At 65.3% G+C, this 13,338-nt stretch carries 14 protein-coding genes and 2 pseudogenes; 8 read left to right on the forward strand and 8 right to left on the reverse strand.

Annotated features, from left to right (window positions below; genetic code table 11):
* Positions 1 to 7: 7 nt before the first annotated feature.
* Positions 8 to 475: an Lrp/AsnC family transcriptional regulator gene (locus M3I56_RS27150; RefSeq protein WP_254356597.1), complete on the reverse strand. Its 468-nt coding sequence runs from the start codon at positions 473 to 475 to the stop codon at positions 8 to 10.
* 115 nt (positions 476 to 590) lie between these two features.
* On the opposite strand from M3I56_RS27150, the gene M3I56_RS27155 reads away from it, so the two are divergent.
* On the forward strand, positions 591 to 1,241 hold the full coding sequence (locus M3I56_RS27155) for a LysE family translocator (RefSeq protein ID WP_254356579.1): 651 nt from the start codon (positions 591 to 593) through the stop codon (positions 1,239 to 1,241).
* On the opposite strand, the gene M3I56_RS27160 is transcribed toward M3I56_RS27155, so the two are convergent.
* The 3 genes from M3I56_RS27160 to M3I56_RS27170 form a co-directional block, all read right to left on the reverse strand.
* Positions 1,238 to 1,900, reverse strand: a complete 663-nt coding sequence (locus M3I56_RS27160) for a gamma-glutamylcyclotransferase (protein ID WP_254356580.1) — start codon at positions 1,898 to 1,900, stop codon at positions 1,238 to 1,240. The two genes, M3I56_RS27155 and M3I56_RS27160, sit on opposite strands and share 4 nt — an antisense overlap.
* Positions 1,901 to 2,037: 137 nt before the next feature.
* On the reverse strand, positions 2,038 to 2,409 hold the full coding sequence (locus tag M3I56_RS27165; RefSeq protein ID WP_254356581.1) for a type II toxin-antitoxin system RelE/ParE family toxin: 372 nt from the start codon (positions 2,407 to 2,409) through the stop codon (positions 2,038 to 2,040).
* Complete coding sequence (locus M3I56_RS27170) at positions 2,406 to 2,762, reverse strand: type II toxin-antitoxin system prevent-host-death family antitoxin (RefSeq protein ID WP_375541798.1); 357 nt, start codon at positions 2,760 to 2,762, stop codon at positions 2,406 to 2,408. Before M3I56_RS27170 ends, M3I56_RS27165 begins: the two co-directional genes overlap by 4 nt.
* A gap of 114 nt (positions 2,763 to 2,876) precedes the next feature.
* On the opposite strand from M3I56_RS27170, the pseudogene M3I56_RS27175 reads away from it, so the two are divergent.
* The 4 genes and pseudogenes from M3I56_RS27175 to M3I56_RS27190 all read left to right on the forward strand — a co-directional run.
* Positions 2,877 to 3,527 (forward strand): annotated as a pseudogene (locus tag M3I56_RS27175) (dihydroxy-acid dehydratase); the annotation flags it as partial.
* Positions 3,528 to 3,554: 27 nt separating this feature from the next.
* A complete protein-coding gene (locus M3I56_RS27180) occupies positions 3,555 to 4,292 on the forward strand; it encodes a ribonuclease activity regulator RraA (RefSeq protein WP_254356582.1) in 738 nt (245 codons plus the stop codon).
* 115 nt (positions 4,293 to 4,407) lie between these two features.
* Complete coding sequence (locus M3I56_RS27185; RefSeq protein WP_302057020.1) at positions 4,408 to 5,691, forward strand: MFS transporter; 1,284 nt, start codon at positions 4,408 to 4,410, stop codon at positions 5,689 to 5,691.
* 55 nt (positions 5,692 to 5,746) lie between these two features.
* Positions 5,747 to 6,817: a LacI family DNA-binding transcriptional regulator gene (locus M3I56_RS27190; RefSeq protein ID WP_254356584.1), complete on the forward strand. Its 1,071-nt coding sequence runs from the start codon at positions 5,747 to 5,749 to the stop codon at positions 6,815 to 6,817.
* Between the two features lie 27 nt (positions 6,818 to 6,844).
* Here the strand turns inward: M3I56_RS27190 and M3I56_RS27195 are convergent, their stop codons facing one another.
* On the reverse strand, positions 6,845 to 7,822 hold the full coding sequence (locus tag M3I56_RS27195) for a 2-hydroxyacid dehydrogenase (protein WP_254356585.1): 978 nt from the start codon (positions 7,820 to 7,822) through the stop codon (positions 6,845 to 6,847).
* Between the two features lie 47 nt (positions 7,823 to 7,869).
* A complete protein-coding gene (locus M3I56_RS27200) occupies positions 7,870 to 9,234 on the reverse strand; it encodes an MFS transporter (protein ID WP_254356586.1) in 1,365 nt (454 codons plus the stop codon).
* A 182-nt stretch (positions 9,235 to 9,416) separates the two neighbouring features.
* On the opposite strand from M3I56_RS27200, the gene M3I56_RS27205 reads away from it, so the two are divergent.
* Positions 9,417 to 10,607: a citrate synthase family protein gene (locus M3I56_RS27205; RefSeq protein ID WP_254356587.1), complete on the forward strand. Its 1,191-nt coding sequence runs from the start codon at positions 9,417 to 9,419 to the stop codon at positions 10,605 to 10,607.
* A 53-nt stretch (positions 10,608 to 10,660) separates the two neighbouring features.
* On the opposite strand, the gene M3I56_RS27210 is transcribed toward M3I56_RS27205, so the two are convergent.
* Entirely contained in the window at positions 10,661 to 11,692 is a 1,032-nt protein-coding gene (locus M3I56_RS27210; RefSeq protein ID WP_254356588.1) for an SGNH/GDSL hydrolase family protein, read from the reverse strand.
* Positions 11,693 to 11,817: 125 nt separating this feature from the next.
* Positions 11,818 to 12,573 (reverse strand): annotated as a pseudogene (locus M3I56_RS27215) (diguanylate cyclase domain-containing protein).
* Positions 12,574 to 12,589: 16 nt separating this feature from the next.
* On the opposite strand from M3I56_RS27215, the gene M3I56_RS41720 reads away from it, so the two are divergent.
* Positions 12,590 to 12,892: a LysR substrate-binding domain-containing protein gene (locus M3I56_RS41720; protein ID WP_375541799.1), complete on the forward strand. Its 303-nt coding sequence runs from the start codon at positions 12,590 to 12,592 to the stop codon at positions 12,890 to 12,892.
* A 305-nt stretch (positions 12,893 to 13,197) separates the two neighbouring features.
* On the forward strand, positions 13,198 to 13,338 hold a 141-nt coding region (locus M3I56_RS27220; protein ID WP_375541800.1), incomplete at its 3' end, for a helix-turn-helix domain-containing protein.

Raw genomic sequence — 13,338 nt, forward strand, 5'->3', positions numbered from 1 at the left:
GTCGCGGCTAGGCCTTGCTGCGCGAACCGGCCGGGTTGACTTGGGGCCGCCCGAGCGCACGTGCGGCGAGCGGCGTGGACATGACGATGGACGTGCGCGTCTCGCCGTAGAGGTTGATGCGCTGGATCAGGCGCTCCAGGTCGGCGACGCTCGTCGCGACGAGGCGAATGACATAGGAGTCAGCGCCAGTCACGTGATGGCATTCGAGCACTTCGGCAATCGTGCCGAGCAGCTTGAGAAACTTCGCTTTCGCGGATTGGGGCACCGTAATGCCGATCAGGGCCGAGATCGGATAGCCGGCGGCGGCCGGGTTGACGCGCGCCGTGTAGCCTTCGATCACGCCGGCCTCTTCGAGACGTCTCACGCGCTCCGTGACCGCCGGCACGGAGAGATGCACCTGGCGCGCAAGCTCGGTGTAGGTCATGCGGCCGTTGTCCTGCAACAGCGCCAGTACTTTCCAGTCCAGATCGTCCATCATGGCGAAATGTTTAAGGTGAAAGGCCAATTTTCCCTTAAAACTCGCCTTCTGCGGATAATCTGCGCCGTCTACGATAGTCCCCTATAGGACATGCATTGCGGGGAGAGGGGACATGTTGTTCGTCAAAGCCGTGGCGATGGGCTTTTGCATCGCCGCACCGGTCGGGGCCATCGGCATGCTGTGCATCCAGCGCAGCCTGAGCCGCGGTTTTTACTCCGGCTTCGCGACGGGCATTGGCGCTGCCTGCGCGGATGCGTTTTATGGCTTGCTCGGCGCGCTCGGCGTGGCCGGTATCGTGACGGCGCTGCCGATGCTGACGGTCGTGTTGAAGGCCGCGGGCGGCGCATTTCTGGTGTGGATGGCGTGGACCATCGCGCGCGAGTCGCCCGCCGCGCCGGCCGCCGTACAGGAGACCCTGCGCAGCCCTGTCACGCGGGACTTCCTCACGACGTTTGCGCTGACGCTCTCGAACCCCCTGACCATTTTTTCGTTCATCGCCGCGTTTGCCGCGCTCGGGCCCCTGCCGGCCATGCCAGGCGAGCAGGGCGCGCGGGGAGGGCTTTCGGTCGCGCCGATGGTGACGATGGTGACGGGCGTGTTCGCGGGTTCGGCCGCGTGGTGGCTGTTCCTGAGCGGCGTGACGTCCGCGTTGCGTACGAAGGTGCCGCTCGCGTTTACGCGGGGCATCTCCATGTTTTCCGCCGTTGCGATTGCCGCGTTTGGCGTCGTTCAGATGGTCACGGGTCTCGCGCGACTCGCTTAAGACGTCGTTTCGAAACGTTCGAGGGCTTGCGCCACTTCCTCGATGTAGGCGTCGGTCAACGCGCAGTCCGTAAGCGCCTGCCTGAGCTGGAACACGTATTCCGCGTTGCTGCCGAGCGGTCCATGGGCCTGGGCAATCGCGCGCGCGACAGTCGCGGGGCTCGAATCAGCCTCGTATTGTCGCGGGCAGGTGTTTGCCACGAAGGCGAGGGCGTGCCGCGTTTCGCCCGTGGCGAGCGTCACCGCGGTCCAGGCGGGCGTGTAGGCGCCCGTCAACATCTCGCGGGTCCAGAGGATGTGCAGCTCTTCGTCGAGCGTGGCGGCATCGAGCCGCAGCACCACGCCTTGCGTATCGCCGCCGCGTTCCAGCGCGAGCATGCGACCGGGGCGCTGCGGCGTGCCGCGCCCGCCGAACAGGCGAATGCAAAAGCTCCGGCGCCAGCCATGCAGCGTGGCGTACGCGCGCTGGTCGAAGTGCGAGAGCGGATTCCACATGAGCGAGCCGTAGCCGAACACCCAGACCTCTTCGCCGGCGGGGCGCTTCGCCATCGTATCGGCGAGCGACTGGGCGATCTGGGCTTGCGTCCAGAGAATTTCCGGCGGGAGATGGCTGAAACTCTCGAGAAACGCACCGGAGCGAATGGCGTCCCTGTTTAGCATGGCGTTGACGGGTGAGTGGAGGCTACGTCACGAAGTATGCGGTCGGCGCGTGCGTGGATAAAGTGGCTGGAACGCGATGCTGCGTTCAACTGGGGACGACAATCGGGTGATGCCGGTCCGGCAGCGAAGCGGAGCAATCAATCACTCGACGGTGCATAGCCAAGCTCGCGCTGGTGACGAATCGAGAGGACTACGACGCGCGTACCCGAGTGGGCATACAGGATCACGTGCGATCGCAGCACATATTCACGGAAATCGGGAACGCCAGCTTCGATTGCCAGACGCTTCAGCTTGTCGAGGCGCGTCTGCCCCTCAATGGTTTGTGCCGCAAGGAAGCCGGCCGGACGGCCAAGTTCTGGATGAATCATCACGAGATCGCGGAAGCGAAAAATCTGCTCCCAAAGGTCGTCCATTCGCTGCGGAGCCGACGACGAGTCCTGCTCCAGCATGAATTCGCTGATTGCTTCGAGGCGCTCTGCGAACGTTTCGGCAAAATCGACCCGGATCATTTGCGCGGCTCAGCGCGACGTCGCATCGACTCCCGCATGTCCTCCAGAGACTGTGTGCGCCCGGCGAGCGCGTCCTTGAGTCCCTTCTCGGCGTCGTCGATCATGATCAGCCGCCCGTACTCGGCCTCGAGGGCATGATAGAAGTCGAGCTTTTTCGCATCGACGAGCGCGACGAACGCCGCGCCATTCTTCGTCAGGACCTTTTCGGCACCGGCGACCACGTCTTCCGCCAGTTCGGTGAGCCGCGCGCGTGCTTCGCTGATCGGCACGACGTCCTTCGCACGAATAGACATAAACGTCTCCATTACAAAATTCGTTAACGAAAACATACACACCGAAGGATGCTTGGTCAAGCCACGCTCCGTACTTCTCCCAGGATCGCGCCGCCAATGATAACGCTACCATTCACCCCATCACGTCACCGGGTGGCGCGACCGGCGCCCCGGCCTTCGACGGCTTTTTTATCCGTCCGTACGCGCAGCAATCCGCTCGTCGCGCGCGATGGACTCGCCGTGCTCACGGGCAATCTCGCGCCGGACGGCGCGGTCATCAAGCCCGCGGCGATGGAGTCGCATCTGCTCAGGCATCGCGGCCCCGCGGTGGTGTTCAAGGACTACAACGACATGGCCGCGCGCATCGACAGCGACGATCTCGATGTGAGCGCCGACTCCGTGATCGTGTTGCAACACGCCGGCCCGGTTGGCGCGCCGGGCATGCCCGAATGGGGCCAACTGCCGATTCCGCAGAAACTGCTCAAGCTCGGCGTGCGCGACATGCTGCGCATTTCCGACGCGCGCATGAGCGGCACGAGCTACGGCGCGTGCGTGCTGCACGTCGCGCCTGAATCGTTCGTGGGCGGGCCGCTCGCGTTCGTGAAAGACGGCGACGTCATCGAACTCGACGTCGAGGCGCGCCGCCTGCATCTGCATGTGAGCGACGCGGAACTGGCCGCGCGCAAGGCGGCGTGGACGCCGCCGAAGCGGCCGTTCGAGCGCGGCTTCGGCGTGATGCATCAACTGCACGTGACGCAGGCGAACAAGGGCTGCGATTTCGATTTCCTCGAAACGCCGGCCGCCACGCCGTGCGAAGCCCACGGCGCCGAACCGGAAATTCACTAATCCCTACCCTCGAAGACATCACCGATCATGACCGCACCGAATCCGCCAGTCAGCGAAGCCGCGCTCGAACAACTGCGTCACGTGAGCACCGCCACGCTCACGACCCAACTTTTCAAGCGCGGTCTGCGCAACGTGTTTCTGCAGGGCGTGGCGCCGCTTGTGAAGCCTGAACCGGGCTCGCCGAATCTCGTCGGCCCGGCGTTCACGCTGCGCAATATTCCGGCGCGCGAGGACCTCGACCACGTGGGCGTGTTCCAGAATCCGGACCACCCGCAGCGCAAGGCCGTGGAAACCGCACCCGTGGGCAGCGTGCTCGTGCAGGATTGCCGGGGCGACCGCACGGTGGCTTCGGTGGGCTCGATTCTCGCGTTGCGCCTCGCGAAGCGCGGCGTGGCGGGGATGGTTTCGGACGGCCCCGTGCGTGACAGCGGCACGATCGCGGCGCTTGGCCTGCGGATCTGGTGCGCGGGCGCGAGTGCGCCGCTCAACCTCGCGAAGCATCACGCCGTGGATCTGAACGTGCCGATCGCATGCGGCGGCGTGCCGGTTTATCCGGGCGATATCGTCGTGGGCGATGCCGATGGCGTCGTGATCGTGCCGCACGAAATGGCCGAGGAAGTGGCGCGTGACGCCACCGAGCAGGAGCGGCTCGAGGCGTTCATCACCGAGCGCATCGAGTCGGGACTGGCACTGCGCGGCACCTATCCGCCCAACGAGGAAACGCTGGCGGCGTGTCGCGCATGGTGCGCGCAGCAGGCAAAATAACTCACGCAGCACGCAGGACGATACCGATAATCAGAGGCCCGCGCGCGACGCGGGCTCAGGAGACAACGTGAACGATGCCACCGCAGCGATCGACGAGCCGCGTCTGATCAACCGCATGGGCTGGCGGCTGATGCCGCTGCTCGGCGTGCTCTACCTGGTCGCGTATATCGACCGCTCCAACATCGCCTTCGCGAAGCTGCAGATGCTCGGCAGCCTCGGGCTTTCCGAAGTCGCGTACGGGCTTGGCGCTTCGCTCTTCTTCATCGGCTATCTGCTGTTCGAGGTGCCGAGCAATGTGCTGCTCCACAAGTACGGCGCGCCACGCTGGATGGCGCGCATCATGTTCACGTGGGGCGTGGTCACGATTCTGCTCGCCTTCACGCGCAATGCCACGATGTTCTACATCCTGCGCTTTTTGCTGGGCGCGTCCGAAGCCGGGCTCTATCCCGGCGTGATCTACTACCTCACGCTGTGGTTCCCGCAGCGCCACCGCGTGCGCATGCTCGGCTACTTCACGGTGGGCAGCAGCCTCGGCAACATGATCGGCGCGCCGATCTGCGGCTGGCTGCTCGACAAGGGCGGACTGTTCGGCCTGCAAGGCTGGCAGCTCGTGTTCGTGGTCACCGGCATTCCATCGGTACTGCTCACGATTGTCGTGCTGTTCCTGTTGCCGCAGGCGCCGCAGCAGGCGACGTTCCTCTCGGAAGGCGAGAAGCGCTGGCTCACGCACACGCTCTCGACCGAGAGCGCGGCCGCGCGCAGCCAGTCGCGCCACGGCTCGGTGCTCAGCGTGTTCACGGAGCCGCGCGTGCTCGGCATGGCGTTCTACTACATGATGCTGTCGATCTCCGTGTACGGCGTGAGCTATTGGCTGCCTACGCTCGTAAAAGGCTTTGGCGTGACCAATACCACCAATGGGCTGCTCAACATCATTCCCTGGCTGCTGGCGACGATCGTGCTCGCCACGCTGCCTTCGCGGCTGCGCGCGAGCAATCATGCGACCGTCGCGATGCTGGTGTCGTCGCTGCTCGGCATGGTGTTCTTCGTTTCGTCGGTTTTTCTGCCGGGTCATGCGCTGCGCTTCGCCGCGTTGTGTCTTGGTGCGCCGTGCATGTATCTGCTGATTCCGTGCTTCTGGACGCTGCCGCCCAAATTCCTCTACGGCGCGCGCGCCGCGGCGGGCATCGCCGCGATCAATTCGCTCGGCAATATCGGTGGCTTCATCGCGCAAAATCTCGTGCCGTTCGTGAAGCAGGCAACGGGCAGCACGCGCATGCCCATGCTCGTGCCCGCCGCATGCATGGTGATCTTCGCGATCGTGACGGCGATGATCCTGCGCCGTGGCGACCGCGCGCCGCAAACCGTCGACGGCGCGCCCCTGCCGAACAACGCGAGCTAGCCGGCGAGGCGGTTTCGCTACAATAGCCGCGCATTGCCCACCTCCGTTCAAGTTCATGTCGACCATCAAACCCGCTCCGAGCATCGAACACGCGGACGCCACCGTGCGCACGAAGCGCACGCGCGGTGGGCCCAAGGGCCTGCGCATTACCGACGTGGCCGCGCAGGCGGGCGTCTCGCCCATCACGGTTTCGCGCGTCTTCAACAACCCGGAGTCTGTCGCGCCGGAAACGCTGGAGCGCGTGCGGCAGGTCGTGCAGAAGCTGGGCTACGTGCCGAACCGGCTGGCGGGCGGTTTGTCGTCGGCGCGCTCGCGGCTCATCGCGGCCATCGTGCCGACCGTTTCGCACTCGCTGTTTTCGGAAACCATCCAGGTCTTCAGCGAGACGATGTCGCGCGCGGGTTACGAGGTGCTGCTCGCGTTGAGCGGCTATAGCGCGTCGAACGAAGAGAGCCTGCTCGATACGGTGTTGAGCCGCCGCCCCGAAGGCGTGCTGCTCACGGGCGTCGCGCATACCGATTCGTTGCGCGAGCGCCTGAAGAACGTCGGCATTCCCGTGGTCGAAACGTGGGACATGACCGATACGCCGATCGACATGCTGGTGGGCTTTTCCCACTACCAGATCGGCGCCGCGGTGGCCGCGCATTTGCTCGCGCGCGGCGCCCGCCGTCCCGCGCTCATCTCCGCCAACGACGCGCGCGCGCTCGCGCGGCGCGCGGGCTTTCGCGAACGGCTCGCGCAGGCAGGCATCGAGGACGTGCCCGAAGAACTGGTCGCGCCGCCCAGTTCGGTCGCGCACGGCAAGCGCGCGCTGCCGCCCTTGCTCGCCCGCGCACCGGATCTTGACGCCGTGTTCTGCGGCTCGGATCTGCTCGCCATCGGCGCGCTTGGCGCTGCGCGCCAGATGGGCGTGCAGGTGCCCTCGCAACTGGCGATCTGCGGCTTCGGCGATCTGGAGTTCGCGACCGAAACCACACCGCGGCTAACGACGGTGCGCGTGGAGGGCACCCGCATTGGCGTGAACGCTGCGCGTTTTCTGCTCGACCGCCTAAGTGGAGAAAGCGGCGTGAGCGAGCCTCGCGCGCTCGATGTGGGGTTCACGATCGTGGCGCGCGAATCGGCTTGAGCCTGGCCAGGTAAAGCTCTCGCCAGCTCAGGCTGCTGCTGCGGCCTGCGCGATTTCCCGTGTTTGCACAGGCGCACTGCGCGGACTCGCAATGCCAAAATGGGCTGCCAGCATATCGACCACGTTATCCGCCATACCGGTGCGCGTTTCTTCGGTAGCCGAACCAATATGCGGCGTGAGCACGACGCGCGGGTTGTCGATCAGCGCCTGCGGCACGTGTGGCTCGTGCTCGAACACGTCGAGCGCCGCGCCTGCGAGCCGCTGCGCATCGAGCGCGGCGATCAGCGCCTTCTCATCGACCACGGGGCCGCGCGCAATGTTGATGAGAAAGCCTTGCGGCCCGAGCGCGTCGAGCACGGCCGCATTCACCAGATGATGCGTTTGCGGCGTCAGCGGGCAGGTAAGGATCAGCATGTCGCTATCGGCCGCGAGACGCGTGATGTCGTCGTAGTACGGCAGATCGACGCTCTTGCGGTTCGGCCCGTAATACGCGACTTGCGAGCCGAACGCCTCGAGCCGCTTCGCGATGGCCGCGCCGATCATGCCGAGCCCGACAATGCCGACCTTCATGCGCGAGACCGAGCGGCCGAGCGGCAGCGCGCCGCGCTCGGGCCACTGGCCGGAGCGCACATACGCGTCGGCCTGCACGATATCGCGCGTGAGCGCGAGCGCGAGGCCGATCGCGGTGTTCGCGACGTCCTCGGCCAGCACGTGCGAGGCATTCTCGATGCGGATGCCGCGCGCCTGCGCGCTTTTCACATCGAGGTTGTCGAGCCCGGCGCTGTAGCTCGCAATGATCTCCAGCGCGGGCAGGGTGTCGAGAAACGCCGCGTCGATCTTCGTCTTGCGCAGCGCAATGCCGCGAATGGACGCGCCATGTTGCGCGAGGAACGCAGCGGCTTCGCGCGGCGCCTTCGGCAGATCGAGCATCGTGAAGAGCGACGCGAGTTCGGCCTGAGTGCGCGCCGGCAATTCGGCTGCGTTGAGAATGATGGGTTTTGCCATGATGAGTCGATGAATCCTTGCTTCGTTTGATGCGTGCGTTCGCGTGCTCAGCTGACTTTCACGCGCTCGATGCGCCCCATGAACACGAGATAAACCAGCGCCGCGACCACGCAGTGTGCCGCGACAAAATAAAGACCGGCCTTGTAGCCGCCCGTTGCCTGCACGATATAGCCGAACACGATAGGCGTGACGATACCGCCGATATTGCCGATGCAGTTGAAAATCGCGCCGGCAAGCCCCACGGCTTCGCGCGGCGCGGTATCGCACGCAATGGCCCAGGTGCCTGCGCCGGCTGCGGCGCCTTTGCCGAAGAAGGCGAACGTCATCAGCAGGACGATCGCAGTGTTGCTCTCGGTGAACGCCGAGAACACGATGCAGCAGCCCACGGCCATGCCGACGATATACGGCGTCTTGCGCGCCCACGAAACGCTCCAGCCGTGCCGGATCAGCGCGTCCGAAATCGCGCCGCCGGCAATGCCGCCGAGAAAACCCGCGATGGCGGGCAGCATCGTCGCGAGACCGGCCTGCATGACGTTCATGCCGCGCGCCTGCACGAGGTAGATCGGAAACCACGTGATGAAAAAATAGCTCAGTGCGATGACGCAATACTGGCCGATATATGAGCACCAGAGCATGCGGTTGCCGAGCAGCATACGCAGCGTCTTGCCGGATACGGCGGGGCGCGACTGGCGCTCGAGCTTCGAGTCGATGTCGATCATCGCGCCGCCCGCTACGAGGCGGTCGAGTTCGGCGGGCGAGACACGCGGGTGCTTGCGCGGTTCGTGCATCACGAGCGCCCAGATTCCGGCGCTGGCAATGCCGATCAGGCCGAGCGCGAAGAACGGCGCGGGCCAGCCGAACTTGCTGGTGAGCCAGCCCGCGAACGGCGAGAAGATCGCCACGGCGAAATACGATGCGGACGCAAACAACGACGTGGCGAAGCCGCGCTCCTCCCTCGGGAACCACATGACCGTCACGCGGCCGTTGGCGGGGAAACTCGGCGCTTCGATCAGCCCGAGCGCGAAGCGCAAGGCGAACAGCAGGCCCAGCGCCACCGACATATCGGTCGTGACCCTGCCGACGAAGCCGACGAGAATCGTGGCAAGCGACCACAGGATCAGCGTGGCGGCGTACATGACTTTCGTGCCGACGCGGTCGAGCAGCAGGCCGCCGGGGATCTGGCCGACCACATAGGCCCAGCTGAACGCCGAGAGCACGTAGCCGAGCTGAATATGGTTGAGCCCGAATTCTTTTGCTATGCCGGGCCCGGCAATCGAGAGGATCGCGCGGTCTGCATAGGCGACCGTCGCGAGCAGCAGGATGGCGGCCAGAATCGTGAAGCGCGTGCGGGTGACGCGGGTGGCGTCCGTGGCTTTGGTGGCGGCAAAGCCGGCGGTCCTCTGCGTTGACATCGATGTCTCCAGTCCCGCGCTCGAAGCCGCGGGTATCATTATCGATCCGTACCCGCAAGCATCGTCTCAATGCCGGGGCAGATTGACTGTATTTGACGCACCCCGCCAGTACGCGTCAATCTTGATTGAGTGAATCAACCAGGCAAACCCAGGCAAACCCAGGAAAACTAGTGGAAATCTGGATGACACAGGAGGAGGCCTGTCACGCGCTGGGCGTGCGCAAGCAGACGTTGTACGCGTACGTGAGCCGCGGGCGCATCGAAGTCCGGTGGGACCCGGAGCACGCAAGCCGCAAGCTGTACCGCGCTTCGGACGTCGCGGCGCTCAGGAAGAAGCGCGACCTTGGCCGCGCCCACAAGAGCATCGCGGCGAGCACGATGGCGTGGGGCGAGCCCATCATCAACACGCGCATTTCCACGATCACACGGGGGCGGCTTTACTACCGCGGCCACGACGCGATCGACCTCGCGAGCCGGGCGACGCTCGAAGACGTGGCCCGATGTCTATGGGAAACGGACGCGGCGCCGGTCTTCCCCACCTTCCACGACGACGTGAGCGTACCCGATGGCGCGCCGCCGCGCGCGCGGGTATATGCGTCGATCGCGCTGGCCGCGGCGCAGCCGCGTGCAAGCGGCGCGCTCGACGCTGCACGGTTGAATGACGAAGCGGCCTGCCTCGTGGGCCGCTTCGCGAGCGCCTTCGTTGGGCCGGGCGAGATCGCCCGCTTCGGCGAAAGCGGCGCGCTGCATGCGCGTCTTGCGCGTGCGTGGCGATGCGAAGCGCAGGCGGACTTGCTGCGGCGTGCGCTCGCGTTGCTCGCGGACCAGGAATTGACGACATCGGCGTTTGCGGCACGCGTGGCGGCGTCGACGGGGGCGTCGCTCGGCTCTTGCATGCTCGCGGGCCTGGCCGCGTTCGCCGGGCCCTTGCATGGCGACGCCGCGCTGCGCGTGCAGGCGCTGCTCGGTGATGTGCGCGCGATGGGGGTGGCTGGCGCGGTCGAGCGCTGGTTGAAGGCGAACGGGCCGTTGCCGGGTTTCGGTCACGAGTTGTACCCGCAAGGCGATCCGCGCGCGGCGGACCTGCTCGCGGCGTTCGATGGGCCGGACGAGGTGCGCGCGCTGATCGAGTACGTTCGCGTATCGCGCGGTCTCGCGCCGACGATCGACATCGCGCTCACCGCGCTTGGCAGCTATTGCCGCTTGCCGGAAGACGCTGTGTTCGCGATATTCGCCATTGGGCGCAGCGTGGGCTGGATGGCGCACGCCATCGAGCAGATGACCAGCGGCACGCTGCTGCGGCCGCGGGCCAACTATATCGGACCTGTTGGCGCTGGTGCCACCTCAGGCGCCGGGAATTATCAGGAGTATTGACGACTGCGCAAGCGGTCGCGTCCATGCCCGGCGCGGCCGCTTGCATCCAGCACTCAATGACCCAGCCCGCTCGCGGCGATCTGCTGCTCGACGTACTGCGCGAACAGCGAATGCGTGTGCGTGGTCGGGTGAAGGTCGTCGGCGAACATATAGGTCTGGTCGGCATTGGCCGCGACGTAGGTGGCGGGCGAGCAGAGCAGCGAGGTGTTGTCAGGCGTTTTCGAAGGGTCGCACGCCTGGGCCGTGTTGGACACAGTAAATCCGTTCGTCTGGAAGTTTGCGACGAGCTGCGTGATCCAGGTGTAAGAATCGACTTCGATGACCTTGCCTTGCAGGCCATCCGTCTGCAACGCGCCGTTCAACGTCGAGTTGAAGAGCTGCGAGAGCTGGGTCAGGTTCGCGCCGCCGTCGGCTGAGGTGATGCCCTTGGGCGAGAGGCCGATGTTCGGCACGTTGATCACCACGACATGCGTGGCGCCGGCCTGCACGATCTGCCCGACGATTTGTGCGAGCGTCGTGGCGGCAGTCTGCACGACCGTATTGGCCGTAGGCGGGTTGCCGGCGCGCAGCACATCGTTTGCGCCTGCCCAGACCAGCACGAGCTGGCCGGAATTGAAGGTGCCGTGAGCGGAGATATAGCTCGACACCTGCTGATTGAGCGGCATTTCGATGTTGCCGATCACGTCCGAGAGGAAGTCGTACTGGTTGGCCGGCGTGGCGACCGTCGAGCCACCCTCTGCGTAGCCGAAGCCGCCTTGCGCGCTCAGCTTGTGATCGAGGCCGACAGTGTACGCGGCGCTCAGGCTGTCCCCATAATATTGCGCGACATCCTGCGACCAGACCTGACCGGGGTTGGTCGTGAACCGCCCGCCGCCCACGGCGCCCGCAAGCGGCGCGAAGGTTCCGACATCGGAAAGGCTGTCGCCGAACGACACGACCTGCAGCTTGACGCCGCCCGTCGGCGTACTGGTGCCGCTGCTCGAGCCTCCTCCTCCTCCACCTTCGCCACCGCCGCCGCAAGCCGCGAGCAGGAAAATCAGTCCGGCGGAAATTGCCACCCGGATGCGGGTATTGATCGTTGCCATTGTGCCCCCTTACCGCTTGACGCGATTGCGCCCGCGACCGGATAGGGCGGGCCTAAGAGGGCTAGCAAAAAGAATGCGCGCAGCCTACAAATAGCTGACTTGAATGCCGGACATGGCATGAGGCGTTAAAGAACCAGCGTTTCAAGCCGGTTGCCGCCCAGCGCTTTCGCGCTGTAGAGCGCGGCGTCGGCGGCGGCCAGCAGGTCGGAGAGGGTGGATGCTTCGTGACCATGCTGCGCGAGGCCGATGCTCACCGTGGCGCGTATGGCGACGCCATCGACCTTGTTCATGGCGGTTTGAGCGAAACGCCTGGCGATCGCTTCGCCCACCGCTTTGGCGCGCACGCGGTCACGGCCCGGCAGCGGGGCGGCGAACTCTTCACCGCCTATGCGCGCGAGGATCGCCTCGGGTCCCATGGCGCTGCGGGCGATGTCCGCGAACGTCTTGAGGACTTCGTCGCCGGTCTTGGAATCCCGTGACGAACGTCGCGACGTGGCGCGATTGCCCCCTTTTTATGCCGTCGCCGCGCAGCAGCTCGCGCGAGGTCATGGCGCTCACCAGCGCAATGGGAAGCGCGCTCGCGTAGTACCACATGGCCTGCGGATGCCGTGCGCCCCATGTGGCCCATGTCAGCGCGATCAACGCGAGCAGGGCGATCGAGCCCGCCCGGTATTGCCGCCCGTTCAGCGTCGCGACGCCGTGCAGGACCAGCAGATAGCGGCCATGATGACGAGGTTGCCCAGGGCGGAGCCCCATACGCCGGGCAAATCGGCGCGCACGAGCACCGCGGCGCAGCCGGTTGCGGGGGTGGCGTAGCCCCCGGCAAGTATCCGCAATGCCTTGCTGCGCGCGGGATGCGTACGATGCTCCCAGAGCGTCATCAGGGAACTGCCTGTCGTGGTCTCTCGTGATCATCGCTGCGCGAATCGGCGTCGTCTGACGTTGCGCGATGTGGCCGGGGAGCGGTTGATTGTCGTGGACGATCCGCCTGGGGGCGCGTTGGGGCATCGCGTGACGGAGCTTCGTCTGGAGGCTGGCTTCGAGCCGGCGAGCGTATTGCGTACGACGGATTCGGTGGGGGTGGCGAGTTTCGTGCCTGCCGGGCTTTGGGTTGGCATTGTGCCCGCTTGCGCGGGTTTGGGCTTGAAGGTGCGGTGTTTAAACCGCTTGCGATGGCGAATGAGTTTAGCGAAGTGGTGATCGCTACGCGGGCGTATGATCGGTCGGCAGGGACGCGGGCGTTGCTTGAGATGGTTGCGCAGGGGCGCAGGTGATAATGTGGTCAGGAGTGCGATGGAGTTTATTGTTTTTCTCAGCGCTGTCTTTTGGCCTTTCCTTGTGTTCGCGTTGGTATGCAAGTGTTGCCCCTGTGCGGGGCGGCACCTCCTTTCTTTGCGGCGGTGTACAGACCGGAGACATGATTGACAGGTGTATGGGGACATGGTTGACACTTTTGGGCAACCCAACGCCCGAATCCATCCATGCCCTGGAATGTAAAAGACACCATGAGCCTCAGACAGGAATTCGTCAGTCTGGCAGCCGCACAGAGCCTGCCCTTCAGTGAGCTGTGCCGGCGTTTCAACATCAGCCGCCAGACCGGCTACAAATGGCTTGAACGCCATCGCGACGAAGGCCCGGCGGGTCTG

It is taken from the genome of Paraburkholderia sp. CNPSo 3281, assembly GCF_024206515.1.
Classification (GTDB): domain Bacteria; phylum Pseudomonadota; class Gammaproteobacteria; order Burkholderiales; family Burkholderiaceae; genus Paraburkholderia; species Paraburkholderia nodosa.

Coding starts and splice junctions, on each gene's coding strand:
- M3I56_RS27205 (WP_254356587.1), top strand. CDS start 9,417: ATGACACAGGAGGAGGCCTGTCACGCGCTGGGCGTGCGCAAGCAGACG.
- M3I56_RS27165 (WP_254356581.1), bottom strand. CDS start 2,409: ATGATCCGGGTCGATTTTGCCGAAACGTTCGCAGAGCGCCTCGAAGCA.
- M3I56_RS27180 (WP_254356582.1), top strand. CDS start 3,555: ATGACCGCACCGAATCCGCCAGTCAGCGAAGCCGCGCTCGAACAACTG.
- M3I56_RS27150 (WP_254356597.1), bottom strand. CDS start 475: ATGGACGATCTGGACTGGAAAGTACTGGCGCTGTTGCAGGACAACGGC.
- M3I56_RS27200 (WP_254356586.1), bottom strand. CDS start 9,234: ATGTCAACGCAGAGGACCGCCGGCTTTGCCGCCACCAAAGCCACGGAC.
- M3I56_RS27210 (WP_254356588.1), bottom strand. CDS start 11,692: ATGGCAACGATCAATACCCGCATCCGGGTGGCAATTTCCGCCGGACTG.
- M3I56_RS27185 (WP_302057020.1), top strand. CDS start 4,408: ATGGGCTGGCGGCTGATGCCGCTGCTCGGCGTGCTCTACCTGGTCGCG.
- M3I56_RS27155 (WP_254356579.1), top strand. CDS start 591: ATGTTGTTCGTCAAAGCCGTGGCGATGGGCTTTTGCATCGCCGCACCG.
- M3I56_RS27160 (WP_254356580.1), bottom strand. CDS start 1,900: ATGCTAAACAGGGACGCCATTCGCTCCGGTGCGTTTCTCGAGAGTTTC.
- M3I56_RS27190 (WP_254356584.1), top strand. CDS start 5,747: ATGTCGACCATCAAACCCGCTCCGAGCATCGAACACGCGGACGCCACC.
- M3I56_RS27195 (WP_254356585.1), bottom strand. CDS start 7,822: ATGGCAAAACCCATCATTCTCAACGCAGCCGAATTGCCGGCGCGCACT.